This window comes from Zavarzinia sp. (genome assembly GCF_049306435.1).
GTDB lineage: Bacteria > Pseudomonadota > Alphaproteobacteria > Zavarziniales > Zavarziniaceae > Zavarzinia.
Map to the genome: position 1 here is coordinate 1 of NZ_JBAQRT010000165.1, position 16,707 is coordinate 16,707.

Genomic DNA, 16,707 nt, shown 5'->3' on the forward strand with positions numbered 1-16,707 from the left:
CCGTGGACGGTGGCTCCGCGCCCATGTTCGGCCGGGCGATGATCCCGCCGTCCCCTGGCAACCCCGCCGACCCCGCATAGCCCGTCCCGGTGCGATCGCGCCGCCATCGCCATCCCAGCACCCGCGAGGATCGAGTCCCCGCGCGGGGCGGCCGTCCGTCCGCCGCCATCGGCCAATAACTTCTTCCGGTCATGAATCTGTTGACGCATCAATATGTGAATGCATTACTGTCTACATATACGGATTCAAATACGTCTGGGGTTCGCGGCAATGCATATTCTGGTGATGGGCGGTGGCGTCGTCGGGGTCACCGCGGCCTGGCAGCTTCTGAAGGATGGCCACAAGGTCACCCTGGTCGAGCGTCACGCCGGCGTTGCCGAAGACACCAGCTGGGGCAATGCCGGCATGGTGGCGCCAGGCCATTCCTTCACCTGGTCCTCGCCTTCCGCCCCATTCACCTTGCTGAAGTCGCTGTTCGCCCGGAATCAGGCTTTGCGTTTCACGCCCTCGCTCGATCCTCGGCTCTGGACCTGGTCGCTGAAATTCCTCGCCCAATGCACGAAAAGCAAATCTGAATACAACACCGTCCGCAAGCATCGCCTGGCGACATATTCGCAGGCCGTGCTGAGGGAGACGCTGGCTGAAGTGCCGATCGCCTTCGACCGGATCGATCGCGGCATCCTCTATTTCTACCGCCAGGCGGCACGGCTCGAGACCGGCATCGCCCATATGCGGATCCTGGCCGATGACGGCCAGAAGATCGAAGTGTTGGACCGGGCTGGCGTGCTCGCTCTCGAGCCCTCTCTCGCCGCCGTCGGCGACCGTATCGCCGGCGGCATCTACTGCCCGACCGACGAGACCGGCTCCTGCGCCGCCTTCACCCGTGAAATGGCCAAATTGTGCAGGGGAAGCGGCGCCGAATTCCGCCTGGGCGAGCGGATCGAGGCCATCGAGGCCAGCGGCGACGAAGTGACCGGCGTCCGGACCAACCGGGGCACGATCAAGGCGGATGCCTATGTCATGGCGCTGGGCAACGAGAGCCCCCGCCTCGCGCGGCGGATCGGCGTCGACCTGCCGATCTACCCGATCAAGGGCTATTCCCTGACCATTCCGATCGGCGAGCAACCGCATCCGCCCACCATCGGCTCGGTCGACGAGGAAAATCTGGTCGCCATCTCGCGCTTCGGCAGCCACATGCGGGTGACCGCGACCGCCGAATTCGCCGGCTACGACACCAGCCACAAGCCGAGCGACTTCGCCTTCATGAGCAAGGTCGCGCGCGAACTCTATCCCCAGGGCGCGCGCTACGACGAGGCCGAGATGTGGGCGGGCCTCCGCCCCATGACGCCGAGCAATCTGCCGATCATCGGCCGCAGGAAGCACCGCAACCTCTGGTACGACACCGGTCACGGCCATATCGGCTGGACCATGTCCCATGGCTCGGCCCGCATCCTCGCCGACCTGATCGCGGGGCGAAAGCCCGCCCTGCCGATCGACGAAATCACCGCCTGAGGAGACGGACATGAGCGACTGTCTCGACCTTGGGCTGCTGCCCTGCGAACTCGACGGCGGCGTCGCCGCGAGGGCCGCCATCGGCCTTCTGGTATTGGCGACCGACCAGACCATGGAATATGAATTCCGCCGCCTGCTGCCGCTGGACGGCATCGGTCTCTATGCCGCGCGCCTCTACAATGACGCCGACATCACGCCGGATACGTTGCGCGCCATCAAGGGGCGCATCGCGCCGGCGACCGAATTGATCCTGCCCGGCCTGCCGCTCGACGTCGTCGGCTTCGGCTGTACCTCGGCGACCATGACCCTCGGCGAGGATGTGATCTTCGACGAGATCCGCAAGGCCCGCCCCGGCATCCGCTGCACCACGCCGATCACGGCGGCGCTGGCCGCCTTCGAAGCCTTCGGCGCCCGCCGCATCGGCGTCATCACCCCTTACGCGAAGCCGGTCAACGAGATCGTGCGCCGCTTCCTCGAGGGCAAGGGGGTCGAGGTCGCCGCCTTCGGCTCCTTCGAGAAGCTGGACGACCGCGAGGCCGCCCGCATTTCGCCCCGCTCGATCGCCGATGGTATCGCCGCCATGGCCGACAAGGCCGATCTCGACGCGGTCTTCATTTCCTGCACCAGCCTGCGCCTCGCCGACAAGGCGGCCGAGATCGAGGCGGCAACGGGCCTTCCCGTGACCGCCAGCGACCATGCCCTGGCCTGGCACTGCCTGCGTCTCGCCGGCATCGACGAGCGCATTCCGGGCGTCGGCCGATTGTTCGAGCTGCCGTCACCCGTCTGATCACCTGTCTCATCAGCACGTCCAAGGGGACACAAAGGGAGAGCTTGCGATGAATGGATTGAACCGCCGTCATTTCATGGCCACCGTCGCCATGGGCAGCCTCGCGGCCGCCCTCGGCGGGCGACGCGCCTTCGCCGCCGCCGACGGCGTCGTCTTCGGCGCCGTGCTGCCGCTGACCGGGGCCAGCGCCTCGATCGGCGAGGACCAGCGCCGCGGCATCGAACTCGCGGTCGAGAAGATCAACGCCAACGGCGGCGTCCTCGGCAGGCCGCTGAAGGTGATGGTCGAGGATTCGGCGGGCAATGCCCAGACCGCCCTCGACGCCGCCAAGAAACTGGTCTCGATCGACGGCGCCAAGGTGGTGATGGGTGAGTATTCGTCGGGCGTCACCGTGCCGCTGCGCCAGGCCATGGAAAAGGCCGGCGTCGTCCACATCAATTGCGGCTCGTCCTCGGTCAAGCTGCGCAAACCCGGCGGCGGCCTCGCCTTCTCGGTCATCGGCCTCGACGACGTGATGTCGAAATTCGCCGCCACGGCCCTGAGCGCAAAGGGTTACAAGAAGGCGGCGGTGATCCTGCCCAACAATGCTTACGGCGACAGCATGAGCGGCGAGTTCACCAAGGCCTTCACCGCGGCCGGCGGCACCGTCGTGCACAGCCTGCTCTATACCGAAGGCCAGTCGAGCTATCGCCGCGAGCTGCAGCAGATCGCCCGCTTCGAGCCCGATATCTATGTCTATTCGGCCTATGGCCAGGAGGCGGCGATCATCAATCGCGAAGCCTTCGAGCTGGGCCAGAAGAAGACGCCGTGGTTCGGCATCTATCTGTCCATGTGTATCAGCGATGCGCCGAAGGAAACGGTCGAGGGCCAGCTGGGCGCCGAGGTGAATTTCATCGGCGCGGACAGCGCCTGGTATCAGGACGCCTATACGAAGAAATATGGCGAAGCCTTCCGCTCGGCCTTCAACGGCTATCTCTACGATGCCGTGACCATGGCGGCCCAGGCCGTCAATGCCGCCGGCAGCGCGGATGCGGCGGCGATCCTGAAGGCGGCCCATGGGCTCGACTATGATGGCGCCACCGGCCCGATCAAGCTCGACGCCGATGGCGAACGCTCGCGACAGGAATATCTGCTGGCCACCGTCAAGGACGGCGGCCTCGCCCCCCTGTAACGCACCGCATCCGAAACCGGGGAAAGCACCCATGCAGTTCATCATTGACGCCCTGCTGCGCGCGGGCGACCTGATGCTGATCACACTCGGCCTCAGCACCGTCTATGCCCTGGTCCGCTTTCCGAACCTGGCGCAGACGGAATATGCCACGGTCGGGGCCTTCCTGGGCCTGCTCTTCGCCGGTTTCGGCCTGCCCCTGTGGCTGGCGGCGCTCACCGCCGCCGCCGTCACGGGGGGACTGGCGGTGTCGCTCCATCGCCTGGCCTTCGCGCCTTTGCTGAAGGTCTCGCCGGTCATCGCCATGATCGGCTCCCTCGCTGTCGCGATCATCATCCGGTCGCTCATCCAGGCGATCGCCGGCACCCGCTCGACCCGCTTCGAGCTGCCGATCGAGGTGCCGATGGTGGTGCTCGGCGCGGCCGTGACCACGACCCAGATCGTGATCATGGTGGTGACGGCGGCCTTCGTCGCGGGCTTCCTCATCGTGCTTTATCGCAGCGGCCTTGGCCGGGCGATGCGCGCGGTCGCGACCCAGCCCGAACTGGCCCGGGCCTGCGGCATCGATTCCGGCCGCGTCGTCGACATCATCGGATTCCTGGGCGGTGCCTTCGCCGCCCTCGGCGGCATCCTGCTCGCGGTCGGCAGCCAGGTTCATTTCAACCTCGGCCAGGACCTGCTGCTGCCGGTCTTCGCCGCCGCCATCGTGGGCGGGCTGGGTAGCCCGGTCGGCGCCATCTTCGGCGCCCTTGCCCTGGCGCTGGTCGAGACCCTGGTGATCAACCTCAATTTCGGCTTCCTGACCGGGGATGACTTCCTCTATGTCCCCCTGTCCTATGGTCCGGCGGCGGGCTTCTGCCTCCTCGTGCTGACCCTGATCGTCCGGCCGAACGGCCTGTTCTTCAAGGAGAGCAGCCGTGTCTGATTTCATCGTCCACGTTCTGATCATCGCCGCCACCTATGGCATCGCGGCGGTCAGCCTGAACCTGCAGATCGGCGTCGCCGGCCTGATGAATTTCGGCCAGATCGCCTTCTTCGGCATCGGCGGCTATGCCGTCGCCATGGCGGTGCGGGCCGGGCTGCCGCCCCTCGCCGGCATCCCGCTGGGGGTTCTTGTCGCGGCCCTCGCGGGCGCCTTGGTCGGCCGGCTGGGCCGCAATCTGAAGGCCGAATACTGGGCTATCGCCACCCTCGGCATCGCCGAGATCTTCCGTACCGTCCTGATCAACGAAGGCTGGGCGACCGGCGGCGCGGGCGGTATCGGCGGCGACCTCTCCCTGTTCCCCGGACTTTCGGGAAAATCGGCGATCTGGGCCATGCTCGGCGTCGCCGTCATCGGCCTTGCCCTGTCATTTCTCGTCATGCGCGACCTGACCGAGAGACAGTTCGGCCGCATTCTGCGCCTGACCCGCGAACAGCCCGATCTGGCCATCTCATTCGGTCATGACATTGTCCGTTACAAGGTCAAGGCCATGGCGATGGCGGCCGGCGTCGCTGCCTTCGGCGGATCGCTCGCCACCAGTTACATCGCCTATATCAGCCCGGGCGACCTCGTCGCCTTCGGGACCTTCCTGCTCTGGACCATGGTGATCATCGGCGGCATCGGCAACCATCGCGGTGCCGTGCTTGGCGCCTTCGCCGTCCAGTTCATCTTCGTCGGAGCCCTGTTCCTCAAGGACGGGCTTGGCATTCCCTCCGAACTCGCGGGTGCGCTGCGTATGCTGATCGTCGGCGTATTGCTGCTCGCCTTCCTGATGATCCGACCGGCCGGGCTGGTGCCCGAGAGACTGCGCAAGATCAATGCTGAAGACTGAAGCCATCGCCAAGCATTTCGGCGGCCTCGAAGTGCTGTCGGACGTCAACCTCACGGTCGGCCAGGGCGAGATCGTCGGCCTGCTTGGGCCGAACGGCTCGGGCAAGACCACGCTCCTCAACATATTGTCGGGCTTCCTGCGCTCGTCGGCAGGGCGCATCCGTTACGACGGACGCGACATCACCGGCCTGCCGCCGGAGGAAATCGCCCGCCTTGGGATGCGCCGCACCTTCCAGCTGCCGCGTATGCCGGACAAAATGTCCTGCGCCGAGCTGCTGCTGACCGCGGTCCCGCAACCGGTGGGGACACGGCTTTTCTCCCGCCCCGGGAAGGCCCGCGCCGAGGCGCGCGAGGCCAGCCGCCGGGCCTTCGAGATGCTGGAGCGCCTCGAACTCACGCGGGTCGCCCACCAGCCGGCCTCGGGCATTTCCGGCGGCCAGCAGAAGCTGCTCGCGCTGGGCGCGGCAATCCTCGGTGGGGCCCGCCTTCTCCTCCTCGACGAGCCGACCGCGGGAGTCAATCCGACCCTGCGGCTGCGCCTGGTCGAGACCTTGCAGGAGATCCGCCGCCAGGGCGTCACCCTGGTCGTCGTCGAACACGACATGGGCTTCATCGGCCGCCTGTGCGACCGCTGCGTCGTGCTCGATCGCGGCGTCTTCATCGCCGACTGCAAGCCCGAGCAGCTGATGGAAAACGAGCGGGTGGTCGAGGCCTATCTCGGCAAGCGCGAGAGGCGGCCCGTGCCGCCCGTCGCCCACCCCCACGCGGCGGAGGCCTGAACATGGCGCTGGAATTGAGTGGCGTCGCCGCCGGCTATGTTCCCGGGGTCGACATCCTGCGGGGTCTCAGCCTGACCGCGACCCCGGGCGAAATCGTCACCATCATCGGGCCGAACGGCTCGGGCAAGTCGACCTGCCTGAAGGTCGCTTCCGGTTACCTTCTGCCCCATGCCGGCACGGTGACGGTGGATGGCGAGGCGGTCCAGACCCGCCCGGTCGACCAGCGGGTGCGGCGCAACGGCATCGCCATCGTGCCCCAATCGAACAATGTCTTCGGCGCGCTGACGGTGTGGGAAAACCTGGATCTTGGCGGCGGTTTCCTGCCCTCGGCGGAACGCCGCCAGCGCATGGACGAGCTGATCGCGGCCTATCCGCTGCTGGGCCGCAAGCGGCGCGAGAAAGCCTATACGCTGTCGGGCGGGGAGCGCCAGGTGCTGGCGCTGGCCCGTGCCCTGATGCCCTCGCCCCGCTACCTGCTGCTCGACGAGCCTTCGGCCGGCCTGTCGCCCCTGATGCTGCACGAAGTCTTCCTCGCGGTGCGCGAGATCGTGCGCAAGCTCGGCATCGCCGTGTTGCTGGTCGAACAGAACGCGGCGGAGGCGCTGGCGATTTCCGATCGGGCCTATGTCCTGGTGCTCGGCCAGGTCGCCCTTGAGGGATCGGCCGAAACCGTGCTGGCGGACGACCAGATCCGCCAGCTCTATCTCGGCGGCGCCGCCGTCTGACGCTTTCGACCAAGGAGAAGAGCATGACTGTCATCGAACGCCTCGACATGGGCCCCCGCATGAGCCAGGCCGTGATCCACGGCGATACCGTCTATCTGGCGGGCCAGGTCGCCCTGGGCGCCCCGGGCCAGTCGGTCACCGCGCAGACCACCGACATCCTGGCCCGGATCGACTCCCTGCTGGCGCGTGCCGGCACCGACAAGACCAGGATCCTTTCGGTGACCATCTGGCTCGCCGATGTCGCGAGTTTCGCCGAGATGAACGCGGTCTATGACGCCTGGGTCCCGGCCGGTCACACCGCCGCCCGGGCCTGTGTCGAATCGAAACTGGCGGCGCCGGATTTCACGGTCGAAATTCAGATCGTCGCGGCCCGCTGAGGGCTTCGGAACATATAAATAAAAGAAAGTCCGGGGATGGAACGCAAGGCGCGATCGGTATCGCTCGACGACAAATACGACCTGGCCACGGACCAGGTCTATCTGACCGGGACACAGGCGCTGGTGCGCCTGTGCCTGATGCAGCGCGAGCGCGACCGGCGGGCCGGCCTTGCCACCGCGGGCTTCGTCTCGGGCTATCGCGGCTCGCCCCTTGGCGGCGTGGACACCCAGTTCACCCGCGCCGGCAAGGTGCTGGCGGCGGCCGATATCCGCTTCCAGCCCGGCCTCAACGAGGATCTGGCGGCGACCGCCATCTGGGGCACCCAGCAAGCGACCATGCGCGGCGAAGGCCGGGTCGATGGCGTCTTCGCCGTCTGGTACGGCAAGGGACCCGGGGTCGACCGCACGGGCGATGTCTTCCGTCACGCCAATCTCGCGGGCAGCGACCCGAAGGGCGGCGTGCTGGCCCTGCTGGGCGACGATCATGTCGCCGAATCCTCCACCACCGCGCATCAGAGCGAATTCGCCCTGGTCGACGCCATGATGCCGATCCTCTCGCCCGCCGGGGTGCAGGAAATCCTCGACTACGGCCTCTATGGCTTTGCCCTGTCCCGCTATTCCGGCTGCTGGGTTGGCCTCAAATGCGTCAAGGACACGGTTGAATCGACGGTCGCGGTCGATGGCCGCGTCGAGCGCGTCGAGATCATCCGGCCGGACGATATCGCCCTGCCCGAAGGCGGCCTCGGCATCCGCCCGCGCGACGGCTTCCTTGCCATGGAGGAGCGGCTGCACGAGGCGAAGCGGCCGGCGATCGAAGCCTTCACCCGGGCGAACCGCCTGGACCGCGTGGTCTTCACCGGCGGCGCGCGGCCGCGCGTCGGCATCGTCGCCACGGGCAAGAGCTATCTCGACGTGCGCCAGGCGCTGCAGGATCTTGGCATCGACGAAGCCGCGACCGCCGCCCTCGGCCTGTCCCTCTACAAGGTCGGCGTGGTCTGGCCGCTGGAGCCCCGGGGAATCGCCGATTTCGCCCTCGGCCTCGATCTTGTGATCGTGGTCGAGGAAAAGCGCGGCCTGATCGAGGGTCAGATGCGCGAGATCCTCTATGGCCGGGATCAGGCCCCGGTGATCCTTGGCAAGCACGACGAGCGGGGCGCCCGGCTCTTCGCCGCGCACGGCGCGCTTGATGTGAACGAGATCGCCATTGCCATCGGCCGCCGTCTGGGCGCCGGCACGGCCGCCCTGGCCAACCGCCTGGCGGTCATCGAGGCGGCCCAGCAGCGCCTGACCGAGACCGGCGACGTGACCAGCCGCACGCCCTATTTCTGCGCCGGCTGCCCCCATAACACCTCCACCCGCCTGCCCGAGGGCGCGCGCGGCTACGCCGGCATCGGCTGCCACTACATGGCGCAATGGATGGATCGCTCGACCGAGGGTTACAGCCAGATGGGCGGCGAGGGGGCGAGCTGGGTCGGCGAGTCCGGCTTCTCGACGCGCCGCCACATGTTTCAGAACCTGGGCGACGGCACCTACAATCATTCGGGTTCGCTGGCGATCCGCTTCGCGGTCGGCGCCGGGGTCAACATCACCTACAAGATCCTGTTCAACGATGCCGTGGCGATGACCGGCGGCCAGCCCCATGACGGCGGCCTGACGGTGCAGAAGATCGCCGCCCAGGTCGCCGCCGAAGGTGTCACGCGCATCGCCGTGGTGACCGACGAGCCGGAAAAGTATCCGGCCGGAACCCCCTGGCCCACGGGCACCACCATCCACCACCGCGGCCAGCTGATCCCGGTCGAGGCGGATCTGGCGAAAGTGCCGGGCGTGACCGTGGTGATCTATGACCAGACCTGCGCCGCCGAGAAGCGCCGCCGCCGCAAGCGTGGCACCTTTCCCGATCCCGACCGCCGCGTGATCATCAACGAGCGCGTCTGCGAAGGCTGCGGCGATTGCGGGGTGCAATCGAACTGCGTCGCCGTCCAGCCGGTGGAAACGCCGCTGGGGCGCAAGCGGCGGATCGATCAGTCTGCCTGCAACAAGGATTTCTCCTGCGTCGAGGGCTTCTGCCCGTCCTTCGTCTCGGTCTCGGGCGCCAGCCCGCGCAAGCCGAAGCCGGCGGGCGCGGCGGCCGACCTGCCGGCCCCGCCCGAGCCCGTGCCGCCCGCGATCGACGGCACCTACAATATCCTGGTGACCGGGGTCGGTGGCACCGGGGTGGTCACGGTCGGCGCCATCCTGTCGATGGCGGCCCATCTCGAGGGCAAGGGCTTCGGCGTGATCGACATGGCCGGCCTCGCCCAGAAGGGCGGCGCTGTCTATTCCCATATCCGCCTCGCGGCGACACCTTCCGATATCACGGCGATCCGCATCGGCGCCGGCGGGGCCGACCTGCTGCTGGGCGGCGACATCGCCGTGGCCGGCACCGCCAAGGCGCTGGCCGCCCTGGAACGCGGCCGGAGCCGGGTGGTGGTGAATATTGCCGAAGTGATGCCGGGCGAGTTCACCCGCGACGCCGATTTCAACCTGCCGGTCGAGCGGGTGAAGCAGGCCCTGATCGGTGCCGCCGGTGGTGACGCCTGCCATTTCACCGACGCCAACCGACTGGCGCTCGCCCTGCTTGGCAATACGATCGGCGCCAACCTGTTCCTGCTGGGCCTTGCCTGGCAGACGGGGGCCGTGCCGCTGGCGCACGACTCGCTGATGCGGGCGATCGAGGTGAATGGCGAGGCGGTCGCCATGAACAAGGCGGCCTTCGCCTGGGGTCGCCAGGCCGCCGTCTCGCCGGAGCGCGTGCGCGCACTGGCCGAAGGGGCATCGTCCCGCCCCCGCCCGGCCGAGACCGAGACCCTGGACGACATGCTGGAGCGCCATGCCGCCTTCCTGACCGCCTACCAGAATGCCACCCATGCCGGCCGCTACCGCGCCTTCGTCGCGCGGGTACGCGCGGCCGAACCCCCCGGCCGCGACCTGTTGAGCCGGACCGTCGCCCGCAATCTGTTCCGCCTGATGGCCTATAAGGATGAATATGAGGTCGCGCGCCTGTTCACCGATGGCGACTTCGCCCGGCAGATCGCCGAGACCTTCGAGGGCGAGGCGCTCCGTCTCCGCTTTCATCTGGCGCCGCCCCTGCTCGCCCGCCGCGATCCCGCGACCGGGCGGCCGCGCAAGATGACCTTCGGCCCCTGGATCATGCCGGCCTTTCGCCTGCTCGCCCGATTGAAGGGCCTGCGCGGGACCTGGGCGGATCCCTTCGGCCGGACCGCGGAGCGGCGCATGGAACGCCGCCTGATCACCGACTATCAGGCCAGGGTCGGCGACCTGTTGCCGCAGCTTCGCGACGACAGCTATGGCACCATCGTCGCCATCGCCGCCCTGCCGGAGCGGGTTCGCGGTTTCGGCCCGGTGAAGGAGGCGGCGATCGCCGCGGCCACGGCCGAAGGGGAGCGGCTTCAGGCCCGCCTGGCCGGGTCGGCGGCGCCCTTCCGCAAGGTCGGAAATGGCGCGGGGGCAGCTGAATACAGACCTGTCGATCGGGTTTGACACAGGGGACGCCCCATGCCATCACCGGCTCGAACAAGGATCCGAAACGCATGACCGCAGCGAAGAGCCCCGTCGCCCTCGACTTCCCTCCCGGCCCCGCCCGTCGCGGGCGCGGCGCCCGATCCGGCGACAAGCAGGAAGGCACCGCCGTCACAAGGACCTATGACGCGCTGCGCGCCCTGATCCTGAGCTATGAGATCAAGCCGAACGAGCGCCTGAACGAAGTCGAGCTGGCGGCCCGGTTCAATGTCAGCCGCACGCCGCTGCGCGAGGCGCTGAACCGGCTGGTGGTCGAGAGACTGCTGCGTTTCGAGCCTTCGCTGGGCTTCTATCGGCCGAAAATCGACGTGCAGGAGATCGTGAACCTTTACGAATTCCGGGTGATGCTCGAGACCGAAGGGGTGAAGCTGGCGGTCGAGCGCGCCACCGATGACGAGATCGCCGAAGTCACGCGCTTCTGGAAGGAAACCTTCGAGCGCCGCGCCAGTGTCACCAGGGTGGAGCGCATCACCAATGACGAGCAGTTCCACGAGCGTGTCGCCGCCCTCGGCCACAACGAGGAACTGGTGCATGCCCTGAAGACGGTCAACGCCCGCATCCACTTCATCCGCTGGGCCGCCCCGCAAGGCGGCGACGAGCACGAGGCGAGCTATCACCGCCATCTCGAACTCCTGACCGTGCTCGGCGAGCGTGACCAGACGCGCGCGATCGAGGTCCTGCGCGCCATCATCGTGATGCGCCAGGAAGAGATCGTCGCGATCCTCAAGGAAGGGGCGGCGAAGCTCTATCTCGCCAACGTCTGACGGAAGCGCGGGGGTTCGCGGGGGGTGGGGGACGATCGTCCTTTTCATCACCACCAGCAGGCTTGCCGCCAACCCCGGCTTCGGCTATTGTCCGGCCTCCCAACGCGGACCCGTAGCTCAGCTGGATAGAGCGCTGCCCTCCGAAGGCAGAGGCCGAAGGTTCGAATCCTTTCGGGTCCGCCAGGGAATTCTCTGGAAATCCTGGTGTTTTGACGGCATCGCGCGGGTCCTGTTCAGGCCCTGCACAGATAGCCGACGGTACGGATTCGCCTTTCGCGCAGATTGGCGATCTGGTTGCGGATCATGGCCGGGAAAGCATCGCCGAGCACGGCTTGCAGGGTCGCGGGCGGTGGTGCCGTCGATGTCCGGGTCGCCATGGCCTCGAACCATTCCAGGCTCTCGTCGCTCGAATCATGCCGGTGCAGGATCTCGAAGCCCGCTTGCGCGAGCAGGCTTTCCATCTCCTCCGGCGTCGCCAGATGGCTGATCGAGGGCTCCCCCGCCCAGGGGACCGGGAAATGGACCGCGCCGCCTTCGCCTTGCAGGACGTCATAGACGGTGAATCGCCCGCCCGGTTTCAGGACGCGGCGCGCCTCCCCATACATGAGGGGCTTGGCCGCGATATTCATGCCGACGTGCAGGGTCATGGCGGCATCGAATTCGCCATCGCCGAAGGGCAGGGCGGTGGCATCGCCCGGACGGAAGGACACCCGTTCGCCAAGGCCGACCCAGCTGCTCAGCGTCGTCGCCGCCGCGCAATAGGCCGGCGAGAGATCGACGCCGACGACGCGGCAGCCGCGGGTTTCCGCCAGGGTGCGGGCCGGCCCGCCGAGACCGCTGCCGATGTCGAGGACGAGATCGCCGGGCCCGGCTTCGAGCCAGCGGGCGATTTCCAGCGTGGCGGCCCGGCCCCGGACGTGAAACTCGTCGACCGCCGCCAGATCGGCGGTGGTCAGCCTCGAGAGATCGCGCCCGGCCCGGGTCAGTTGCGCCGCGATCGTCGCCGCGAGATCGCCCCCCGGCGTGTAATGCTCCGCTATCCTGTCCGTCAATCCAGCCTCCTGTCGCGTCGATAGTCTGGCACCGGTCCGGTGTTGAGGAAACACAACCGGTACTGGCGTAAGACGACGCAAAAACTTCGAAAATCGACAATCGTCCGGTCATCCGGCCGTAAGACAGCGCGGCCAGCATCCGCCCCCGATCGCACGCCGGACGGCGCGCGTCCAGCCATGTGCTTTGACCGGGGGAATCCATCATGTCGACCGTCTATCATGATCTTGGCGCGGGCGATTTCGTCCAGAACTGGAGCGATGCCGGACAGATCACGACCAACGACGACTGGTCGGGCGTTCCCAGCATCGTCGGCTATCTCGGCGATATCGATGCCGGCTCGTCCACCGGGGTCGATCCGCGCACGCTGACGGGGGCCAGCCTGGGCGCGGTCGATGTCATCGCCAATCAGACCAACCCCAACACCCTGTCCAATGGCGGCGTGGCCGAATTCGCCGTCACCAATCCGTCGATCGCCCTCAACGGCTCGTCCACCGCCGATGCGCCGGGCATCGTGATCCATCTCGATGCCAGCGAGCGCCAGGACGTGCGCGTGACCTTCAACGCCGTCGATCTCGACGGCTCGGCCGACAACGCGGCCCAGCCGGTCAACATGCAGTACCGGATCGGCGAGACCGGAACCTGGACCAATGTCGAGGGCGGTTACAACGCCGATGTGACGACCGGCGGCGCCGCCGGCCAGACCACGGCTTTCGACCTGACCCTGCCCGAGGCGGTCAATGGTGCGGCCCAGCTCCAGCTGCGCATCTTCACCACCAATGCCGCCGGCAGCGACGAATGGATCGGCATCGACGACATCAATGTCTCGAGCGTCGCGCAAACCAGCACGGCCACGCGGGTCTCGATCTCCGACGCGGTGGTGACCGAAGGCGATGCCGGCGAGACGGTGATGCATTTCACGGTGACCCGCGGCGACAATGAAGGGGCCTTCACCGTCGACTTCGCGACGGCGGACGGCACGGCGACGGATGGCGCCGATTACACCGGCGCCACCGGCACGCTGAGTTTCGCCGCCGGCGGCGACCTGACCCAGGATGTCGCGATCACCATCAAAGGCGACGCCGACGTGGAGACCGACGAGGCCTTCACCGTCACCTTGCAGAATCTGGTCGATGGCACCGGCACGGCTGAACTCGGCGACGCGGTCGCGACCGGCACCATCACCAATGACGATGTCGACCTGACCCTGATCTCGGCGGTCCAGGGCTCGGGCGATACGAGTTCGATGGTCGGCCAGACCGTGACGGTCGAGGCCATCGTCGTCGGCGACTTCCAGAATGGCGACGGCGATGCCGCGCGCAACCTGAATGGTTTCTTCCTTCAGGAAGAGGCAGGCGACTGGGATGCCGATGGCCTGACCTCGGAAGGCATCTTCGTGTTCCGGGGCGGCACCGATGTCCAGATCGGCGACCGGGTGCAGGTGACCGGCACGGTCGGCGAATATTTCGGCCAGACCCAGCTGACCGCGACCAGCATCACGGTGATCGAGGCCGGTGCCGTCGCCGATATCGACACCATGGCGCAGACCGTCTCCCTGCCGGCGGCGGGCACGAGCCTCAGCCAGGACGGCGATGTCCAGCCCGATCTCGAAGCCTTCGAGAGCATGCTGGTCCGCTTCGAGGACACGCTGACGATCACCGAACAGTTCAACCTCGACCGTTTCAATGAAATCAAGCTGGTCGCGGGCGAGCGCCCGGCCCAGTTCACCCAGGACAACAGCCCCGATGCCGCCGGCTATCAGGCCCATCTGCAGGAGATCGGCGGGCGCACCATCACCTATGACGACGGGCTGAACGTCCAGAACGCGGCGATCGGCAATCTCGACGGTTTCGCGGGTTACGACACCGCCTCGGCGCCGCGCATGGGCGATACGGTGACCGGCCTGACCGGCGTTCTCGACTACCAATGGGCGGGCAATTCGGGCAGCGGCGCGACCTGGCGCGTGCGCGCGGTCGAGGATGGCGACAACAGCTTCGCCTCGGCCGGCCCGCGCGAGGATGCGCCGGCCGATGTCGGTGGCACGATCACCGCCTGCAGCCTCAATGTCCTGAATTATTTCGCGACCCTCGACGACGGCACGATGACCGCCAATGGTCTCGAGCCGCGCGGCGCCAACAGCACGGCGGAATTCGATCGGCAGACCGACAAGCTGGTCACCGCCCTCGTCACCATCGACGCCGATCTGTTCAGCCTCGTCGAACTCGAGAACAACTTCCTGCCGGGTTCTGCTGGCAATGCCCTCGAATATCTCTGCGGGCAGCTGAACGCGGCCCTCGGCGACGAGATCTATGCCTGGGTCGAGCCCGACATGCAGTTCGTCGGCGGCGACGCCATCGCGCCGGGCTTCCTCTACAAGACGAGCACCCTGGAGATTTCGGCGGGGACCACGGTCGAGACGCTGAACGACGCCGATCTCCTCGACCTCGGTCGTGGTGATCTGCTCAGCGAGAGCACGATCGGCGCCCTGTTCGATGGCGAGAACACCAGTCGCAATTCGCTGGCGGTCACCTTCACGGAAATCGCCACCGGCGGCGAATTCACCGCCGTCGCCAATCACCTGAAATCGAAGAGCGGCACCGGCACCGGCGCCGATGCCGACCAGCTGGACGGCCAGGGCAACTGGCAGCAGCAGCGCGAACTGGCGGCCGAGGCCCTGGCGGCCTGGATCGCCGCCGATCCCACCGGCTCGGGCGATGGCGACGTGATGCTGCTGGGCGATTTCAACGCCTATTTCAAGGAAGACGCCATCGCCCTCCTCGAAGCCGCCGGTTTCGACAATCTGCAGGCGACGTTGACCGCCGATCCCTATTCCTATGTCTTCGACGGCCAGTCCGGCTCGCTCGATTACATCTTCGCCAATGGCGGGCTGGCGGACCAGATCACCGGCATGACCGAATGGCACATCAATTCCGATGAGGCGGATGCCCTCGACTATAATCTCGACTACGGGCGGGATCCGGCGATCGCCGATACGGACAGCCCGGTCCGCGTGTCCGACCATGACCCGCTGGTGATCGGCATCGATCTCGTCGAATACACCCTTCCGACGGCGGGGGATGACATCATCATCGCCAATGATGCCGCCGACACGATCGATGGCGGCGCCGGCCAGGACCATATCCGGGGCGGCGACGGCGACGATGCGATCTCGGGCGGCGCCGGCAACGACCGGCTCGAGGGCGAAGCGGGCGACGACCGCTTCGTCATCTCGTCCGAACACCCGAGCCAGGATGGCCGCGATACCTATGACGGCGGCGACGGCATCGACACGCTGGACTTCAGCGCCCTCGACGCCGGCATTCGCATCAGCCTGAAGGCCGGCGCCGGCAGCTATGGCGTCGACAGTTTCAGCGGGATCGAGAATGTCGCCGGTGGTGACGGCGACGATACCCTGCGCGGCGACGACCTGGACAATGCGCTGACCGGCAATGGCGGTGCCGACAGCCTGATCGGCAGTGAAGGCGACGATCTCCTGGTCGCCGGGGCGGGTGATGACCGGCTCGACGGCGGCTATGGCGACGACAGGCTGGAGGGGGGTGACGGTAACGACAGGCTGGCAGGCCGGCATGGTGCCGATGGACTGGAGGGCGGCGCGGGCGACGACCGGCTGCTCGGGGCCCAGGGCGACGACCTGCTGGCGGGTGGCGTCGGCCATGACACGCTCGATGGCGGCTCGGGCGACGACAGGCTGACGGGCGGTGCCGGCGACGATACGCTGATCGGCGGCCAGGGCGTGGATCTCTTCGTCTTCGATAGCTTCGATGGCGTCGACGCGATCACGGGGTTCCAGGTTCGGGGCGGCACCCGCGACGCGCTGGTGCTGGACAAGGATCTGTTCACCGGCTTTGCCGGCGCCAGCGCGGCGGATCTCTTCGCCGAGGGCTTCCTGAAGGCGCAGGCGGTGGCCGGCGGCACGGAGCTTCAGGTCGATGTCGACGGCAATGGCGATGGTTTCACCACCTTCGCCGTCTTCGACGCCGCGCTGACCGACGCGGTGCTGGCCAGCCAGATCCGCTTCACCGACAGCCTTGTGGCCTGAACGTGGCGCGGCGGCCGCCCCGAAGGGCGGTCGCCGCGCGTCGCGGACTGCCATGAAACTGCCGCGCAAATTTCATCGAAGCGCACCGGAATT

Annotated in this window: 11 protein-coding genes, 1 tRNA gene and 1 pseudogene; 12 read left to right on the forward strand and 1 reads right to left on the reverse strand. The window is 67.3% G+C overall.

Going from position 1 to position 16,707, the window contains the following annotated elements; translation table 11 throughout:
- Positions 1-270: 270 nt before the first annotated feature.
- The 11 genes and pseudogenes from WAZ62_RS09120 (at position 271) to WAZ62_RS09170 (ending at position 11,687) form a co-directional block, all read left to right on the forward strand.
- A complete protein-coding gene (locus WAZ62_RS09120) occupies positions 271-1,512 on the forward strand; it encodes a D-amino acid dehydrogenase (protein WP_422643214.1) in 1,242 nt (413 codons plus the stop codon).
- 10 nt (positions 1,513-1,522) lie between these two features.
- Complete coding sequence (locus WAZ62_RS09125; protein ID WP_422643215.1) at positions 1,523-2,299, forward strand: maleate cis-trans isomerase family protein; 777 nt, start codon at positions 1,523-1,525, stop codon at positions 2,297-2,299.
- A gap of 49 nt (positions 2,300-2,348) precedes the next feature.
- The gene (locus tag WAZ62_RS09130) at positions 2,349-3,470 is read left to right on the forward strand and encodes an ABC transporter substrate-binding protein (RefSeq protein WP_422643216.1); all 1,122 of its coding nucleotides are present in this window, start codon (positions 2,349-2,351) and stop codon (positions 3,468-3,470) included.
- 31 nt (positions 3,471-3,501) lie between these two features.
- On the forward strand, positions 3,502-4,392 hold the full coding sequence (locus WAZ62_RS09135; protein ID WP_422643217.1) for a branched-chain amino acid ABC transporter permease: 891 nt from the start codon (positions 3,502-3,504) through the stop codon (positions 4,390-4,392).
- Positions 4,385-5,281, forward strand: a complete 897-nt coding sequence (locus tag WAZ62_RS09140; protein ID WP_422643218.1) for a branched-chain amino acid ABC transporter permease — start codon at positions 4,385-4,387, stop codon at positions 5,279-5,281. Before WAZ62_RS09135 ends, WAZ62_RS09140 begins: the two co-directional genes overlap by 8 nt.
- Entirely contained in the window at positions 5,268-6,059 is a 792-nt protein-coding gene (locus tag WAZ62_RS09145) for an ABC transporter ATP-binding protein (RefSeq protein WP_422643219.1), read from the forward strand. The genes WAZ62_RS09140 and WAZ62_RS09145 overlap by 14 nt, the downstream gene beginning before the upstream one ends.
- 2 nt (positions 6,060-6,061) lie before the next feature.
- Positions 6,062-6,562: pseudogene (locus WAZ62_RS09150) on the forward strand (ATP-binding cassette domain-containing protein); the annotation flags it as partial.
- 245 nt (positions 6,563-6,807) lie between these two features.
- A complete protein-coding gene (locus WAZ62_RS09155) occupies positions 6,808-7,161 on the forward strand; it encodes a RidA family protein (protein WP_422643220.1) in 354 nt (117 codons plus the stop codon).
- A 36-nt stretch (positions 7,162-7,197) separates the two neighbouring features.
- Entirely contained in the window at positions 7,198-10,701 is a 3,504-nt protein-coding gene (locus WAZ62_RS09160; protein ID WP_422643221.1) for an indolepyruvate ferredoxin oxidoreductase family protein, read from the forward strand.
- Positions 10,702-10,751: 50 nt separating this feature from the next.
- Positions 10,752-11,504, forward strand: coding sequence for a GntR family transcriptional regulator (locus WAZ62_RS09165; RefSeq protein WP_422643222.1), 753 nt, complete (start codon positions 10,752-10,754; stop codon positions 11,502-11,504).
- Between the two features lie 106 nt (positions 11,505-11,610).
- Positions 11,611-11,687 (forward strand) — tRNA-Arg (locus WAZ62_RS09170).
- A 50-nt stretch (positions 11,688-11,737) separates the two neighbouring features.
- Here the strand turns inward: WAZ62_RS09170 and WAZ62_RS09175 are convergent.
- A complete protein-coding gene (locus WAZ62_RS09175) occupies positions 11,738-12,556 on the reverse strand; it encodes a class I SAM-dependent methyltransferase (protein WP_422643223.1) in 819 nt (272 codons plus the stop codon).
- A 203-nt stretch (positions 12,557-12,759) separates the two neighbouring features.
- Between WAZ62_RS09175 and WAZ62_RS09180 the strand changes: the two genes are divergently transcribed.
- Positions 12,760-16,614, forward strand: a complete 3,855-nt coding sequence (locus WAZ62_RS09180) for an ExeM/NucH family extracellular endonuclease (protein ID WP_422643224.1) — start codon at positions 12,760-12,762, stop codon at positions 16,612-16,614.
- Positions 16,615-16,707 lie beyond the last annotated feature (93 nt).